At 41.1% G+C, this 15,576-nt stretch carries 15 protein-coding genes; 9 read left to right on the forward strand and 6 right to left on the reverse strand.

The window, feature by feature from the left end:
- Positions 1-145 precede the first annotated feature (145 nt).
- Entirely contained in the window at positions 146-2,431 is a 2,286-nt protein-coding gene (locus FD725_RS10600) for a PhoD-like phosphatase (protein ID WP_179048098.1), read from the reverse strand.
- Between the two features lie 142 nt (positions 2,432-2,573).
- Here FD725_RS10600 and FD725_RS10605 point away from each other — a divergent pair, with 142 nt between their 5' ends.
- On the forward strand, positions 2,574-3,419 hold the full coding sequence (locus FD725_RS10605) for an Rpn family recombination-promoting nuclease/putative transposase (protein WP_179048099.1): 846 nt from the start codon (positions 2,574-2,576) through the stop codon (positions 3,417-3,419).
- 153 nt (positions 3,420-3,572) lie between these two features.
- Here FD725_RS10605 and FD725_RS10610 read toward each other — a convergent pair whose 3' ends face one another.
- Positions 3,573-4,265, reverse strand: coding sequence for a DivIVA domain-containing protein (locus FD725_RS10610; RefSeq protein ID WP_179048100.1), 693 nt, complete (start codon positions 4,263-4,265; stop codon positions 3,573-3,575).
- Entirely contained in the window at positions 4,151-4,726 is a 576-nt protein-coding gene (gene coaD, locus FD725_RS10615) for a pantetheine-phosphate adenylyltransferase (protein ID WP_179048101.1), read from the reverse strand. Before coaD ends, FD725_RS10610 begins: the two co-directional genes overlap by 115 nt.
- Before the next feature lie 238 nt (positions 4,727-4,964).
- Here coaD and FD725_RS10620 point away from each other — a divergent pair, with 238 nt between their 5' ends.
- Both FD725_RS10620 and FD725_RS10625 read left to right on the forward strand, forming a co-directional pair.
- A complete protein-coding gene (locus tag FD725_RS10620) occupies positions 4,965-5,549 on the forward strand; it encodes a YdeI family protein (RefSeq protein WP_179048102.1) in 585 nt (194 codons plus the stop codon).
- Between the two features lie 377 nt (positions 5,550-5,926).
- Positions 5,927-6,580, forward strand: coding sequence for a hypothetical protein (locus FD725_RS10625; protein ID WP_179048103.1), 654 nt, complete (start codon positions 5,927-5,929; stop codon positions 6,578-6,580).
- A gap of 639 nt (positions 6,581-7,219) precedes the next feature.
- On the opposite strand, the gene FD725_RS10630 is transcribed toward FD725_RS10625, so the two are convergent.
- Positions 7,220-8,047: a metallophosphoesterase gene (locus FD725_RS10630; RefSeq protein ID WP_179048104.1), complete on the reverse strand. Its 828-nt coding sequence runs from the start codon at positions 8,045-8,047 to the stop codon at positions 7,220-7,222.
- Between the two features lie 242 nt (positions 8,048-8,289).
- Positions 8,290-9,120 (reverse strand): metallophosphoesterase, encoded by an 831-nt coding sequence (locus FD725_RS10635; protein WP_179048105.1) that lies wholly within the window; start codon positions 9,118-9,120, stop codon positions 8,290-8,292.
- A gap of 238 nt (positions 9,121-9,358) precedes the next feature.
- On the opposite strand from FD725_RS10635, the gene FD725_RS10640 reads away from it, so the two are divergent.
- The gene (locus FD725_RS10640; protein WP_179048106.1) at positions 9,359-10,534 is read left to right on the forward strand and encodes a restriction endonuclease; all 1,176 of its coding nucleotides are present in this window, start codon (positions 9,359-9,361) and stop codon (positions 10,532-10,534) included.
- Positions 10,535-10,681: 147 nt separating this feature from the next.
- On the opposite strand, the gene FD725_RS10645 is transcribed toward FD725_RS10640, so the two are convergent.
- Positions 10,682-11,545: an alpha/beta hydrolase gene (locus FD725_RS10645; RefSeq protein WP_179048107.1), complete on the reverse strand. Its 864-nt coding sequence runs from the start codon at positions 11,543-11,545 to the stop codon at positions 10,682-10,684.
- A 218-nt stretch (positions 11,546-11,763) separates the two neighbouring features.
- Here FD725_RS10645 and FD725_RS10650 point away from each other — a divergent pair, with 218 nt between their 5' ends.
- From FD725_RS10650 to FD725_RS10670, 5 genes are all read left to right on the forward strand, one after another.
- On the forward strand, positions 11,764-12,690 hold the full coding sequence (locus FD725_RS10650) for a 1-acyl-sn-glycerol-3-phosphate acyltransferase (RefSeq protein WP_179048108.1): 927 nt from the start codon (positions 11,764-11,766) through the stop codon (positions 12,688-12,690).
- Between the two features lie 186 nt (positions 12,691-12,876).
- Positions 12,877-13,990 (forward strand): peptide chain release factor 2 gene (gene prfB, locus FD725_RS10655; RefSeq protein WP_179048109.1). Its coding sequence is split into 2 segments (ribosomal slippage): positions 12,877-12,948 and positions 12,950-13,990, totalling 1,113 coding nucleotides; the frame shifts between segments, so codons are not numbered across the junction.
- A 209-nt stretch (positions 13,991-14,199) separates the two neighbouring features.
- The gene (locus FD725_RS10660) at positions 14,200-14,355 is read left to right on the forward strand and encodes a DUF3285 domain-containing protein (protein ID WP_179048110.1); all 156 of its coding nucleotides are present in this window, start codon (positions 14,200-14,202) and stop codon (positions 14,353-14,355) included.
- A gap of 39 nt (positions 14,356-14,394) precedes the next feature.
- The gene (gene ybeY / locus FD725_RS10665) at positions 14,395-14,919 is read left to right on the forward strand and encodes an rRNA maturation RNase YbeY (protein ID WP_179048111.1); all 525 of its coding nucleotides are present in this window, start codon (positions 14,395-14,397) and stop codon (positions 14,917-14,919) included.
- A 140-nt stretch (positions 14,920-15,059) separates the two neighbouring features.
- The gene (locus FD725_RS10670; RefSeq protein WP_179048112.1) at positions 15,060-15,515 is read left to right on the forward strand and encodes a diacylglycerol kinase family protein; all 456 of its coding nucleotides are present in this window, start codon (positions 15,060-15,062) and stop codon (positions 15,513-15,515) included.
- Positions 15,516-15,576 lie beyond the last annotated feature (61 nt).

The raw sequence follows: 15,576 nt of genomic DNA on the forward strand, positions 1-15,576 counted from the left end.
CAATAGTCAATAGTCAATAGTCAATAGTCAATAGTCAATAGTCAATAGTCAATAGTCAATAGTCAATAGTCAATAGTCAATAGTCAATAGTCAATAGTCAATAGTCAATAGTCAATAGTCAATAGTCAATGGTAATTGGTCATAATTACGAATTACGAATTACGAATTTCTTCAATAGTTTTTGGTTGGGTTGGAGATGGGTGATGAAGCGGCTGTAGACAATTTGATTGGCTGATATCCAGTAAGTATCTTGAATGACTTGATGCGAACTATTGGTATCTGGTGAATCAAAGTGAACTAGGGCTAAATTATTGACACCAACTACTTCGCGTCCATCTTGAAACCAGCGAGATTGCCAAAACATTAACGGTTTTAACCATTGCCAGTAAGTATTTTTACGGTTCCAAGGAGCGATGAATGATGTCATATCTACTTGGGAGTGAAAATTTTTGGTAGTTTGGCGGGGTATCCATTCTAAAACACAATGCCAGTCGGGATTGGTGTTGTGATGTTGAGGCGATCGCCTAGTACCGACTTCTAGCATATCAGGTGGTTGATTCCAGCCGAGCCAATGTCGTAATTTTTCTGGTAATAGCCAATCTTTTAACCGGGTGTGAATTAACCTTGTCAGCATTTCTTCGTTTTTTAACGCACTGGCGGTTAACTGCACTAATACAGATTTTTGCGGTGATTGGTGATTTGAGGCAAAAGATAACCGTGCTGTACAACTGTAGTGAATATCGCCGGAGAGAATGATCACTTGTTGCCGTTGTTCACACAAAGTTGAGAGGAGTTTAGCTAAGGCTTCAAAATGAACATTCCACGCATCTCCCACATCTGTAGAAAAAACTTTTTCCTGTTTTAACTGCCAATGATGAATCCAATCAATCACTTGTAATCCAAATACATTAGTAGGCGCAATCACAAAGGTGGTGAGATTGGCTGTTGTCTGTTGTAAAGGTTCTAGTAATTGTTGCTGCATTGCATAGGGAGACAACAACATGGGTGGGGCAATGGGTTTTTTGTCGGCTGGGTAGCCTCGCCAAGTGCGGGTATCTAAAACTATAACTTCATGACAATTACTTTTAATAGTGTAGTGCCAAGTCAGGGATTGAGGATGTCGCTCTAGAGTAAACACCGAGTCTGCCAACACAAAATTAGGTAAGCTGGTGTGAGGATTGCAGGTTGGGATGCCAACATAATTAGCGATCGCCTCATCAGCCTGCACATCAGTTCCGTGGGAAGCCGACCAAGTTTGCGCCGCCGTCAATAACTCTGCACCTGGTTGCCCCTCTGTAAATTGTCCTGGTGTGTTACCCCAGGCTTGAAACACACTGTAGGCTAACAACGCATTCTGCACAGTCCGCCGTCCCAGAGGATTTCCCAGAACTCTGATACACCAAGCTTGATTGAGATTCCAGTCATCGCTGACATCATGGTCATCAAAAATGGTGTACATGGGAATATTTGCCAAAGCCCGACGCACCTGTCCCAAGGTATAAATGAATTGTCGCAAATCCCGGACTGCCCCATCCCAGGTTTTCAACGCTTGGCGATCGCTTGTTACCCTATCTCCTGCCGGAAAAGCATCTGGCCAGCACACAGGCGACCAAGCCAGGATATATGCTGCATAGTATTCCCCTAAACTCAAAAGATGACTGGAGACTTTAGCTGATTTATTATGCAATCCAGCAGTAAAACCTGCTTGTTCTGTCACGACTTGGGCCCGTTCCCCAGGGCGTAAGTCCTTGGGAGTACGATAACCCCGACTTACAGGTAATGATTCTTCCCAACCCAGTAAAGCATCACCCAGATGACTGGCAACCCAGAGAAAGGGATCTGCCACATCATCGCCGTAGATTTGATCACCTGTGAGAAATAATTGCTGGGGACGTTGGCGGGGTTGGTTGGCTGTAGCGGTAATTAGGCAATCCAGCAAAGGTAAAGCATCGATCCCATGACCATGCGGTTTACGACAAGAAGCATGAACAATATGTAAATCTTCAATAGAGTCGGGAGGGAGAACGAACGTTGGTTTTTCATGGTCAAAGTAACTAATACTGACTCTAGGCAAGCGGTTTGAGGATAATGCTTGCTCTAGGGTGAGTAAGGTTTGGTCAGCTTGAGTAAACTGGAGGTCATAGGCGTAGATGCGATCGCTATCTGTTAAGCTATCCCCAACTGGAGACTGAGCTGTGATTGCTACAACGTGCAAGTACTTACCTAAAGCCACAGTTGAGCATTTCCCTGTCAGTAAGCAATTTCCTAACCGTTGTCCATGATTTGTTGTCTCGTAAACCTTGAGTTCTACTTGGCAAGATTGTTTTAGGGCTACCAATACTGTCACTGATTTTGATCCAGTATGTTGTAGCATCGGCCCCGCTAAAATCAACGGTAGATCCTCAAAAAAGCTCTCTACTTGGTTATTCATTGCCATGACTGCAATTATCAGCTCAATTTTATCGCTCCTTGATCATCTGACTAATTAAGCGATCGCTATACTCACTAGTCAACAGAAATAACACTGATGATGTAAGCTTTTGACATAGTGTTATCAGTATATTGACACCTCAATGGCAAAATCAGCAGATATCAGCACCAAAAAGTTAATTAGCCTTGCACCCGATAATTGGATCAGATGGGCAACTGAAATACCCGATATTGTAGCAGGTGAAATTCTCGACTCACAATTCCAGTGGATTAGCAGAGAAAGTGATGTTTTAATCCGTGCAACTAGTCAACAGTACGGCGAATTCCTCGTTCTCAACGAATTACAATTGCGTCCTTTATTGCAAATGCCGCGCCGGATGCGTGCTTATGCCGCTTTGGCAGAAGAAAAATATCAATTACCAACATATCCCATATTAATTAACATTCTGAAAGTCAATGATGAAGAAATACCTAATAGATTTATATCAAATATTGCTGGCTTGCAGGCGCGTCAAGATTATCGCGTGATTAACTTGTGGGAAGTGGATGTCAATATCGTCTTTGAGCAACCATTACCCTCATTGCTGCCCTTCGTACCCATTCTCAAAGGCGGCAAGGATGAGTCTACAATTCGAGAAGCATTGCAAATACTTCGTGCTGATCCACAACTAAATCAACTGGAAACAGTTTTAGCTTTTTTTGCTACGTTTGTACTAGAGAGTGCTTTAGTTCAAGAAATCATGAGGTGGGATATGGCTGTGTTACGCGAATCGCCCTGGTATCAAGAAATTTTCCGCGACGGAGAAGCACGGGGACGTAGAGAAGAATTATTATCAGGTATTGAATTGGCTTTGGAGATTAAATTTGGTCATCCCAGCTTAGAATTGATGCCTTTGATTTCTCAAGTTACTGATTTACAGCAATTAAAGGCAATTCAACAAGCTATAAAAACTGTAAATTCAGTTGAAGAATTACAACAACTGTTTTAGTCCGATTTAATTTACACATTAATTTACACGGCGATCGCCTACGATCAACCAGAGGTCGTCGCCCATAGTCATTTTGTCGTCACTATACTATGGCTACATATAATGTTTTGGCTATTTTCCTCCTTGTCAACCCTCTAGAGATAGAAATTAAGTCTATTTCTTTTTACTAGAATGTGAATTACGCTGTGATTGACTGTCAGCTCGTAATTGTTGGCGACCATTGGTAATAATTCGTAACATATCTTTAATATCTTGCTCGATGCCTTCTAGGACATGATCAGCATATTCATCAGCACCATTTTCAATATCTTGGGCATGAGCGATCGCAGTTTGTCGCATTTCTTCTAATTCTTGCTGACACGCACGGCGTTTGCGATCGATTTCGTTGAGGGTTTCTTTCATCATCTCCTCACATTCTTGTTGCACCTGTCGCCGGAGTTGTTCGGCTTCTTGCTGTGCCTGTCTGACGATATCACTTTCGGCTAAGATTTGCGCTCTTTTAGCTTGAGCCGCATCAACCAGTTGCTGTCCATACTCCTCAGCTTCTAGGAGAATTTCTTGTTTTTGCTCGATGATGGCTGCTGCTTCCTGAAACACCGCAGGTAGAGAAACCCGGATATAGTCTAGCTGTTCTAGTAATTTTTCCTCATCTACCAGTGTGCGTCCAGTTAAGGGAACACGGAAGCTAGAGAGAATAATTTCTTCTAAGTGATCGAGTTCCTGCTGAATATCTACACGTCCTGTTCCTGGCGGATCTCCTGGGGGAATTCCGTTGCTGTACTCTGGAGATGCGGGATAGTTTCCGTTGTGATTGGGTTCACCGTTGGATAGTTGTTGTTGTAGCATTTGGATATATCTAAAACTATGTGTGGGGGGACAAGATGATCAACAGAACCACCGAATCTTGCGATCTCTTTTACCACACTACTACTTAAAAAACTATACTCATTTGATGTTGCTAAAAAAACTGTTTCAATTTGAGTAAAAAGTGTTTTATTCGTGTGTGCCATTTGTAGTTCTACTTCAAAGTCAGAAATCGCTCGTAAACCCCGCAATAAAACTTGCGCTTGTCGTTTTTGAGCGTAATTGACAGTTAAACCATCAAAACCATCGACTTCTACATTAGGTAAATGTTTCGTAGCTATGCGAATCTGCTCCAAACGCTGCTCTACAGTAAACAGTGGCACTTTATTAGGATTCCGCAATACAGCAACGATCACCGTCTCAAACAGCCGACTACCACGCTGAATGATGTCCAGGTGACCCAAAGTAATCGGATCAAAGCTACCAGGATAAACAGCAATCACAATTTTAGATGTATCAAAGTTATTGAGGTGATTATATCTGGGGAATGGGGAATGTGAACAGATAGATTTTTTTTATGCTTTACTCATAACATATGGGTTGAGTTGCCCGAAATCCTTGTAGAGACGTTGCATTGCAACGTCTCTACATTCGTTGCATTGCAACGTCTCTACATTCGTTGCATTGCAACGTCTCTACATTCATTTTTACCAGATGTCTAGTAAGCGTGTGAGGGTTTTGATGCCAAAATTTGATCAGCAACTAGAAAGTATGTATGCTAGCGATCGCCAAGCTTGGCGACAATGGTTAGAAAAAAACCATCGTAGCTCACTAGGTATATGGCTAATTTACTACAAAGTCAAAAGTGGTAAACCCAGCGTTAAATATAGCGAAGCCGTCAAAGAAGCTTTATGTTTTGGTTGGATTGATAGTAAAGTCAAATCCCTCGATGCAGATCGTTATATGCAAATCTTCACACCCAGAAAAGCTAAAAGCGTCTGGTCAAAACTAAATAAGCAGTATATTCAAGAGATCATCGAGCAAGGGTTAATGACGCAAGCTGGTCTAGAAAAGATTGATGCAGCCAAACAAGATGGTTCCTGGACTACCCTCGATGAAATTGAAGCATTAGTCATACCGATAGATTTACAACAAGCTTTGGCAACTAATGACATAGCTCAACAAAATTTTCAGGCATTTAGTAATTCTGCTAAAAAGAATATTCTTTTTTGGATTGATAGTGCCAAACGCCAAGAAACCAGGCTCAAAAGAATTGAGCAAACCATAGCTTCAGCCGCAGAAAACAAAAGTCCGTTACTCCGTTAACAATTCAAAATTCAAAATTCAAAATTCAAAATTAAAGACAGTTGAGTTGGGGTTTACATCCCCAACTCAACTGATACTACGTGTAGACGTAGGGGTCTTAAACCCTTGATTTTACGATAATTCAGTACGTGGTTGTCATTCTACCCCTACAGCTATCCTAAATTACCCTAATTCCTTCTTTTGATATATTCGCTTTTCTCCTCAAGATAGATCCGGCTAAAAAATCCCACGGGTTATTCTAAAACACATACCAAGCGGGTTCACCAATTAAATTCAAGACTTATCAACATCATAAAAACGTTTTTAACCCGCTAAAATCTCTTGTTTTAAAAACACTATCTACTTGATATTTAGATTGAGGAGTGAAACAAAAACTTATGACCAATTCTAATGGGCAAGAAAATTACAATCAAGAAGTGAAGAAAGAATCTTACGTAGATGCTAATGGTAATACCCATACTCGCCTAACACAAAATACAGAAACTCCCAGTAATTCCTACCAAAAAGGATACGTTAACGGTCGGAATCATGAGTACTCTTATCAAAGAGCTAATTTAGCTGAACGTGATAATGAAAACGCGGCTAATGGATTAATTCTGGGCATCTTGCTGACTTCTTTGGTCGGCTTAATTGCTGGTGCATTCTGGTATTTTAATCAAAACAACGCACCAGTAGACAGCACCGCACCAGTAGAAACTCCTTTACCAGCCAGCGCCACCCCTAGCATATCGCCTCAACCACAACAAACAACAATCATTGAAAGAACGAGAGAAGTACCTGTTGTCATTCCCCAACAGCAAGTTCCACCCACCACTGTACCTTCTCCACCACAAATTAATGTGACTGTTCCCCCACAACAGTCCACCAGAGAGGTAACACCTGCTGTCACACCAAAAACACCCCAGGTACAACAAAGCAGTAAGCCTACCACAGAAAACAGCAACACAAGCACATCTACCAAAACCCCAGCTAGCAGTACGCAAGCTAGTCCTTCCCCGACTCCTGCTATTACGGATAATCCTGAGAACTAAGGGTTTAGGGGTTTAAGGAAAATAAATCAGTGGATTTTTAGTTTTTAACCCGCGTAGGCGGGTTTTGTCTGTGTAGCTGCAATTTCCAATCGCCCAGGCAAGTATTAATTTAGACTTTACAAGCATCCTCTTAGCCTATGTGAGGCTGGCCAAAATAGTTTTAAGAAAAATTTCTGAATTGTTGCGACAAATTAATGCTGTTCAAGTTTGGTAAACAGATATACCATTGCTCAGAAAAGATGTTAGATTAAGAGCAAGGTACAAACAGGTTAAAAGTTCATTAAAAAAACGACAAGTTAGAGCCTGTACCTCCTGCTCTCAAACTTCCTCTCTTCGCAATCTTGAACTCGTTGCTTACATCCTAACTGAAAGTGTTTTCGCCTTGAGTTTTTTGATTTTTTATGGAGGTTTTGAACTTACAGCCAGAAATACCTGCCTATTGGAATCAAGGATGTAAGGCTCTATTAGAGAATGATTGCGAACATTGTACACCTTAGTTGAATTGTTTTGATTCTATTTTCTTTATCTTCTCTGACGATTGCATATTTACCCAACCGCCATTAGCTAACGAAAACTTTTCCATCTTAGCTATGTGGCGGTTAATATTGTTTATTGGATGGGGACAAAAATCTCGCTAGGCTAACACAGGGTAATGACAGTAACTTCTGGTGGACAAAATAACCGCCCTGGACGGTAAGTGCCTAAGCCACGATTGACATATAATTGATTATTAGCAACTTGATGAAATCCTTGCGCCCATTCCCAATAGCGCACGACTTTAGAACAATCTCCCAATAGAAATGGAACCCAACGCCGCAACTTTTTAGGAAGTTGCTTGAGCAACTTTTTATAATGGTAAACTACCGGGCCGAGTCCTGGTAGCACAATATGTCCACCGTGAGTATGACCGGATAGTTGCAAATCTACTCGCCACTGTTCTAGGATTTTGGCTGTATCTGGGTTGTGAGATAAAACAATGCGGGGTATGGATGGATCTAATTGATTCATCACTGATGCGGGATGGAATTCTTTTGACCAATAATCAGCTAATCCCACTATTGGTAATTCTGATCCTAAAGGATAAGCAATTTCATTCCACAAGACATTAATACCGATACTGGTAAAAGCAGTTGTCACTTCTGTTTGTGAGTGACTGTAATGAATATCATGATTACCAAGTACAGCATAAATACCACAGCGACTTTGTAAATGTTTTAACCGCATCACCAGTTGGTGAATTGGTGTGGGATCATCAGTGACATAATCGCCAGTTAATACTATTAAATCAGGTTCAGCTTCATTAGTGGCGGCGATCGCTGCTTCTAGCATTTCTTCCGATAGTCGCAAACCATCGTAATGAAAATCTGATAACTGCACCAACTTCATCCCTTGTAAATTAGGTGGCAGTTCGGCAATCTTAACCGTTAGTTTATCTATACTTAAACGTCCTGTAAACAACCAGTGCATAATTTGCTTGGGACTCCTCATACCAGCGTCTACAGCTTATCAAAAATTACGCGAATAACTTAAAACTTAAAAAACCTTACGATAAGTTCTCATTTATGTAGGAATGGGTAATAGGTAACAGGTAACAGGTAACAGGTAATAGGTAATAGATAATATTCATGATGTCTGATTAATCCCCAATCACCAATCCCCAATCACCAATCCCCAATCCCCAATCCCCAATCCCCAATCCTAGATGAAAACTACTCACTTTCTAGAGTAATTACTGTTAATTCGGGAGGACAAAATAAGCGTCCAGGTAGATAAGTTCCTAAACCACGATTGACATAAAGCTGATTCCTGCCAATGCGATGTAAACCCTGTAACCATTCCAAATGGCGGACGATAAAGTATTCTTTCAATAAACATGGCAATAGCCGCCGAATTTTTCTCGGTGTTCTCCGCACAAATTTTTTATAATAAGGTAACACAGCCCCTATTCCCGGAATGACAATTTGTCCACCATGAGTGTGACCAGATAACTGTAAATCTACTCGCCACGGTTTTAACATTGTGGCAGTGTCTGGATTATGGCATAAAACAATCCGTGGTGTAGTTGGTGCTAGCTGGTTAAAAACTACAGCTGGATTGAATTCTCGGTAGTAATAATCAACCATTCCCACTATCGGTAAATCTGTGCCAAATGGATAGGCAATTTCATTCCACAACACCTGAATTCCCACATTAGTTAATGCGGCTGTCACCTCTGTTTTAGAATGTTGATGATATAAATCGTGATTACCCAGTACAGCATAAATCCCAGCCCGACTTTGGAGTTTTTTGAGTCGCAGTGCTAATTGATGAATTGGTTGTGGTGTGGTGGTAATGTAATCACCAGTGAGTAAAATTAAATCTGGTTGTATTTGGTTACTAAGTGCGATCGCTTTTTCTAACATCGCCTCCGACAACCGCACACCATCATAATGAAAATCCGATAGATGCACCAACTTCTTACCTTGTAACGATGCAGATAAATCTGCAATCTTGACCGTCAATTGTTCCACACTCAACGACCCAGATAAAAACCAGTGCATAAGGTATTCATACAAAGTTCCATAATAGCGCTTATAGCCTAGCTTAAAATAATCCTCTTCTTTGTTATGACTGAGAAAACTTTGAGAAATTTGATAAAAATTCTAGATTATGGTAGAAAATCATCCAAGTATTAATAGAAAGTAATTTATATTACTTCCAGTAAGAACCCTATTTGTAATATTACTGGTTGCAGACTATACTAAATGATTACAGGAAAATGAAATCGTAAAGTCTTTTATGTCATCAATCTTAGAGCCACAATTCATCCAAGATTTTACCCACTTTGAACAGCACGTAGCAAAGCTTATTCATAGAGCAGGTTGGACGGTGGAAACTGCAAAACCTAACCAACCTGGCTATGATTTAGTTGCTAAAAAAGAAAATCTTGTTGTAGCTGTTCAAGTTAAATGGCTAAAAAATAATGTGAATGCACCTCAGCTGTTAAAATTTGCTGATTTTTTGGATTCTCCTGAAGGCAAGAAATTTAATTTTGGTTGGTTTATAACTACAAAAGGTTTTGGAGGCCCAGCACTAGCATTAATCAGGACTTGGAACAAAGAGACTAAAATCCGTTGTGGAATTGCTGAAGAAAACAAACTGGTAAGCATCGATGGACTTGATGGTATTTATCATGATCATGATAATAAACAATATAATGAGTCAGTTACTTCAAAAAAAGTTTATTTTGGAGTTTTCACTTGTAAAGGTGGAGTTGGTAAAACCACTATAGCAGCTCATTTAGCAGGTGCATTAGCATTGCAAGGATTTAATGTAGCACTTGTAGATTTAGATCCAGAAGAAAACCTACAAAAGTTAGTTGGAGATGGTGTTTTTGTTCCTAATGCTAGAGGTGTAGGAACTAATGTTCAAGTGTTTAGAGCAGATGATTGGCATGAAGATTGCGCTCGTGATTGTCAGATAGTCATTTGTGATTGTTCACCTGCACTAGAGCGCAATCCAGAAGAATTAGTCAAGAGATTGAACTATTGCATTATACCCACAACCTTAAATCCATTAGGAATTAACAAACACGGTAAAGTTATTCAAGAAACTGTTAAAGGAATTCGTAAATTTAATAAAAATGCTGATTTATTTGTGCTGGTTAATAACTTTAAAGACCCTGGTATTAGACGTTTTGAGCTTTTAAAAAGAGTATATTTTTCAGCTTATACTGAAATTAGTAAAACAGATAATAAGTTTCATTGTATAGACCCACAAGAAGTTTGTATTAGAGCTAGTGATTTACTTTATTACTGGGGGATTCATATTCTGGAAAATCCAGAAAATCCTGCCAGTAGATTAGCTTTTGATCTAATTGGTGGAAGGTGCTATCCACGAGAAGATTTTATTAACTTAGCAGATTACATCGAAAGAAAAGCTGGTATAGGAGTGCTGAGAACAAGTTATGTCTAACTTACATTTAAGTGACTATAGGGATCATATTTGATTTCTGTTGGCGTAGCCTGTGCTTACGCATACAAAACTCAGTAGACCTTTATTCTTTCTTCCCAGTCCCCAGTCCCTTTCCTCTACGAGTGATTCAGAAATCAAATCGGATTACTATAGATGATTTTCCAGCCAATTTTCTAAGTCTGTGAGTACTTCTTGATAATTGATATCGTTTTGTAAATCGTGATAAGCTCCTGGATATTCGATTCTTAACTTATCTGTACAAGCTACATTTTGGTAAAAAATTGCTCCACCTTCCGGTAAGGCTACTCTATCAGCACCGCCGTGGAGGATTAATAGAGGTATTTGCCATTCTGCCGCATGGGCTTGAATCCAGGCAACTGTGGCAAAATATTCTGTAGCTAATCTGGCGCTGGCTTTGGTATGACGTAGGGAATCTTGAGTATAAATGGCTAACATTTTCTCGTCTCGTGAAGCCGCACTCAAGTTAATACCAGTGCTGAGGGTGAAACGCGGCCAGACTTGGGAGAGTAAATTACCGACAAGTAACTTGAGTTTTGATACTCCGACTTTACCAATTGCCGGAGCTAGAGCGATCGCACCCTGCAAATCTGCTGCGGCTTGGGGATTTTGCAAAACATAGTCACAGACAACCACTGCACCTAAACTATGACCCAAGAGAAAAATCGGACATCTCGATTGCTGATTTTGGATTAATTTAACAAAAGCAGCCAAGTCTGAGCGAAACTCAGTCCAAGCACTGATATGTCCACGTTGACCAGGCGATCGCCCATGACCTCGCAAGTCTAGAGCATAGACTGCATATTGTTTACTTGTCAAATGCTTAACTATATTACCGTACTTATCGCTGTGGCCTCCCAGACCATGCACAATAGCTAATATGGCCTTAGCTTTCCCTTGTGGACACCAGCTTTGGTAATAAAGCTCAAGACCACCAAGACTGGGGAAAATTCCTTGTTGATGAGACACTCCATGCACGCTCTGGTCAATCATATCAGGCCACTGCTGTTCAAAGATGAAAATTTTGAGACTTGGGACTGTTCACAGTCTTAACGCATCATACCGACACTTGCGTATGTCCTGAGTTAATTTTTTCAACTTGTTCTCGCAGAGCGTGAGCATAACAACGTAATATTGTAAAAAATCCAGGTTCTTCTCAGATTACTATCCCCAATTTTTCTGACAAATCTCTTCAGGAAGATATCAAGGAAGTGAAAGCTAGCGATAAAAATGAAACCTTACCACCTTTAACAGCAGCGACAATTAAGCGAGTTAAAGAAGGTGTAGCGGCGGCCAGCGATCGCACTGTACGTGAGATAATTGCCAAAACCCTAACTCAACTGGAAGCTAGAACGCAAGAGCATCCAGAACCGAGAGTCAGTGGTGAAATTAGGCGGATAGTATTGCGATCGCTCATCCATGCTATCTTTAACTTAAAAGTCGAAAATCCCGAAAAAATCCCACCCACACCAGCAATTCTGGCAGTAAATCATCTCCATCATATCGACCCATTAATATTACTAGCGGAAATACCTACTCATCCCTTCTACTACGTTGTCGGTGATGCACGCACCCTCTATAACAAATGGTGGAAGCGGCTAATTTTGGGATTTGCTGGGGGTGTCATTCCCCTAGCAAGAATTTGGAAAGAAGAAATTGCCGTCATCCAAGCTGCCAAAGCGGGCAATCAAGACTTGCTAGACTTGGCACAAACCATTGAAAAAATTGTCCCCACCGGCGGAGATGTGCAAACACTGCGACAAATAGATCGCATTGTTTTAGGAATTTTAGCTCAAGGTGATGGCATCATGCTCTTTCCTGAAGGACGCTTGGGAAGCCAAGAAGGTCAGTTACATCTCCCTCTCAAGCGGGGTACTGTCATTTATGCCATGCGAGCTGGCATACCCATACTACCAGTAGCTTTAATTGGCACTCATGACCTTTATTTGCGAAAAGAATTAACAATTCGCTTTGGAGAACCATTAAATTTTGCCCAAACTACCAGACCAAATCGGCAAGAAGTCGATATAGCATTAGAGAAATTACAAGATGCGATCAAAGTTTTGTTGCCGACAAATTATCAAGAACCCAATGAGAAAAAACTGCTCAGACATTTTCTCAACCATATTTTGTGTTGAGCAATACTTATAGGGTATTTCCTCGTCAGATGAGGTACGGTTTAGTCTCTAATTTCTAGCCTCTAGCCTCTAATTTTTAGTTCTGTCGAACTCACGCTTAATTACACCCACGTAATGACCAATTACCGCTAAAATCATAAAGACGAATACAATATCATCCAAAGCGCTGTATTTTGAGCAAGCTCTATGGAAGTTTTAGAAATTAAACGCGAAATCGAAACGTTGTCTAGCCGCCTGGGTAAAACCCAGGACTATCTTTGACGTACCTGCAATCACAGCTAAAATTCAAGACTTAGAACAAATAGCAGCACAGCCAGAATTTTGGGATGATCAAAACCAAGCCCAAAAAACGTTGCAAGAACTCAACGACCTCAAAGCCCATTTAGAACAGTATCAGCGTTGGCAAACCAATTTGGAAGATACTAAAGCAGTGGTTGAGCTGTTAGAGTTGGAAACCGACGAAGCACTATTGCAAGAAGCGGAAACAACGATTACCAAACTCAATCGTGACCTAGATCAGTGGGAATTGCAACAATTGCTGGCTGGCCCTTACGACGCAGAAGGGGCTGTACTGACAATTAACGCTGGTGCTGGTGGTACAGATGCCCAAGATTGGGCATTTATGCTGCTGAGAATGTACACTCGTTGGGCGGAAGACCAAGGCTACAAAGTAGCTTTAGCCGAAGAATCAGAGGGTGACGAAGCAGGGATTAAATCAGCCACCTTAGAAATTACTGGACGCTATGCCTATGGGTATTTGCGCTCAGAAACAGGCACACATCGCTTAGTGCGGATTTCTCCTTTTAATGCCAATGGCAAGAGGCAAACTAGTTTTGCTGGGGTGGAAGTGATGCCACAGTTGGATAACTCAGTCCAGTTGGACATCCCCGACAAGGATTTAGAAATCACCACAACTCGTTCTGGCGGTAAGGGTGGACAAAACGTCAACAAAGTAGAAACAGCCGTGCGAGTGGTTCACTTACCCACAGGTATTGCTGTACGCTGTACAGAAGAGCGATCGCAACTGCAAAACAAAGAAAAAGCCCTTGCTCGTCTCAAAGCCAAGTTGTTAGTCATCGCCCAGGAGCAAAAAGCCCAAGAAATCGCCCAAATTCGCGGTGATATGGTAGAAGCTTCCTGGGGTAACCAAATCCGTAACTATGTGTTCCATCCTTACCAGATGGTAAAGGATTTGCGTACCAATGCCGAAACAACAGCGATCGCTGACGTAATGAATGGCGAACTTGATATGTTCATCCAAGCCTATCTCCGTCAGGAAAATCAAGTTGTAGAAGGATAATGAAGGAAGGAAGGGGACAAGGAGACAAATCAATTCAAAATTCAAAATTCAAAATGGGACAAGGAAGGGAACAAGGGGACAAGGAGAAAATACTTATATAGGTTCTTTCTCCCCCACTCCCCCACTCCCCCTCTCCCCATCCCCCCCTCTCCCCACTCCCCACCATCACCTGTTACATTTGTAGATGAAAGAATTGGTGTGCAAATATTATGAGCAATTCTCACACAACAGAACCCCAACCCAGCTACGTCAAACTTGCCATGCGAAACATGGTGCGTAAGGGTGGTACTTCTGTGAAACATTTTGCTTTAACTATCGTGGGGCTTCTAGCTGTCTTAGTTGGACTTGCTTACTTAACTCGCTAATCGTCAGCAAAAACTTGATGTGTTGAGGAGAATGAGTATTTGGTACAAGTTGAACTAGATGTACAGGATTTTTTTTCTGAGTTATCCCCAGACGCATCTCTAAATTTACAGGATGCAGCAGTTACTTCTGCGATGTGGGATAATTGGTTTAATTGTTGGTTAGAAATTCTTCAGTCTGAGTTACCGCCAGCACCAAGCTACGAAATCGGCTTGCGGTTGACTGATGACACAGATATTCAATCACTAAATGCCCAATATCGTCAGCAGGATAAACCTACAGATGTTCTCGCTTTTGCGGCTTTAGAGGCAGATTTACCGCAAAATCCGGAAATGTCTGCTGAACCTTTGTATCTAGGTGATATTGTGGTCTCTATCAATACGGCACAACGCCAAGCAATCCAACAAAAGCATAGTTTATCAACCGAGTTAGCTTGGTTAACATCTCACGGTTTGTTACATCTTTTGGGCTGGGATCATCCCGATGAAGCAAGTCTCATAGAGATGTTACAAAAACAAGTAATACTACTAGAAAGTATAGGTATGAATATAGACATTAACTATTAATTAATTTTACCACTGTAATTATCAATATTTTAGTCATACTTTTATAATACTCCTAGAGAAAATTGCTGAACAGAGCTTGACAGATTAAAATCAGCGAAGATTTCTCGTTAACCCACCTTCCATGTTTGATTTTTAAGCCTATGTCCCAACAAATCTCACCGCCATCAACGCCAAATAGCTTACCAAAACTAGTAATGAAAGAACGGGAACTTTCCTGGCAAGTTGCCACTAATCTATTTGTTAGCTTTAAATATGCCTGGGCTGGAATTACCTATAGTTTTCAAACTCAACGTAATTTTCGTATCCATGTAAGTGTATGCGCTCTGGCGATCGCTTTGGCTACTTTTTTACATCTGCAAGCCATAGAAGTCGCAGTCATCGGCATTACTAGTGGTTTGGTCTTGGCACTAGAGTTATTGAATACGGCGATCGAGTCTCTTGTAGACTTAACAGTGAAGCAGACTTATCACGAACTGGCAAAAATCGCTAAGGACTGTGCAGCTGGTGCAGTACTTGTCTCTGCTTTGGTAGCTGTATTTGTGGCAGCAACACTCTTACTGCCACCCTTGGTAGTTTTAATTATGTCAGCTTTCTAAAGCCTTCACCCGTAAACTGTTCCCTATTTTACAGCACAACCCTTTGTCAACAATGACAATC

Source organism: Nostoc sp. TCL26-01 (assembly GCF_013393945.1).
Classification (GTDB): domain Bacteria; phylum Cyanobacteriota; class Cyanobacteriia; order Cyanobacteriales; family Nostocaceae; genus Trichormus.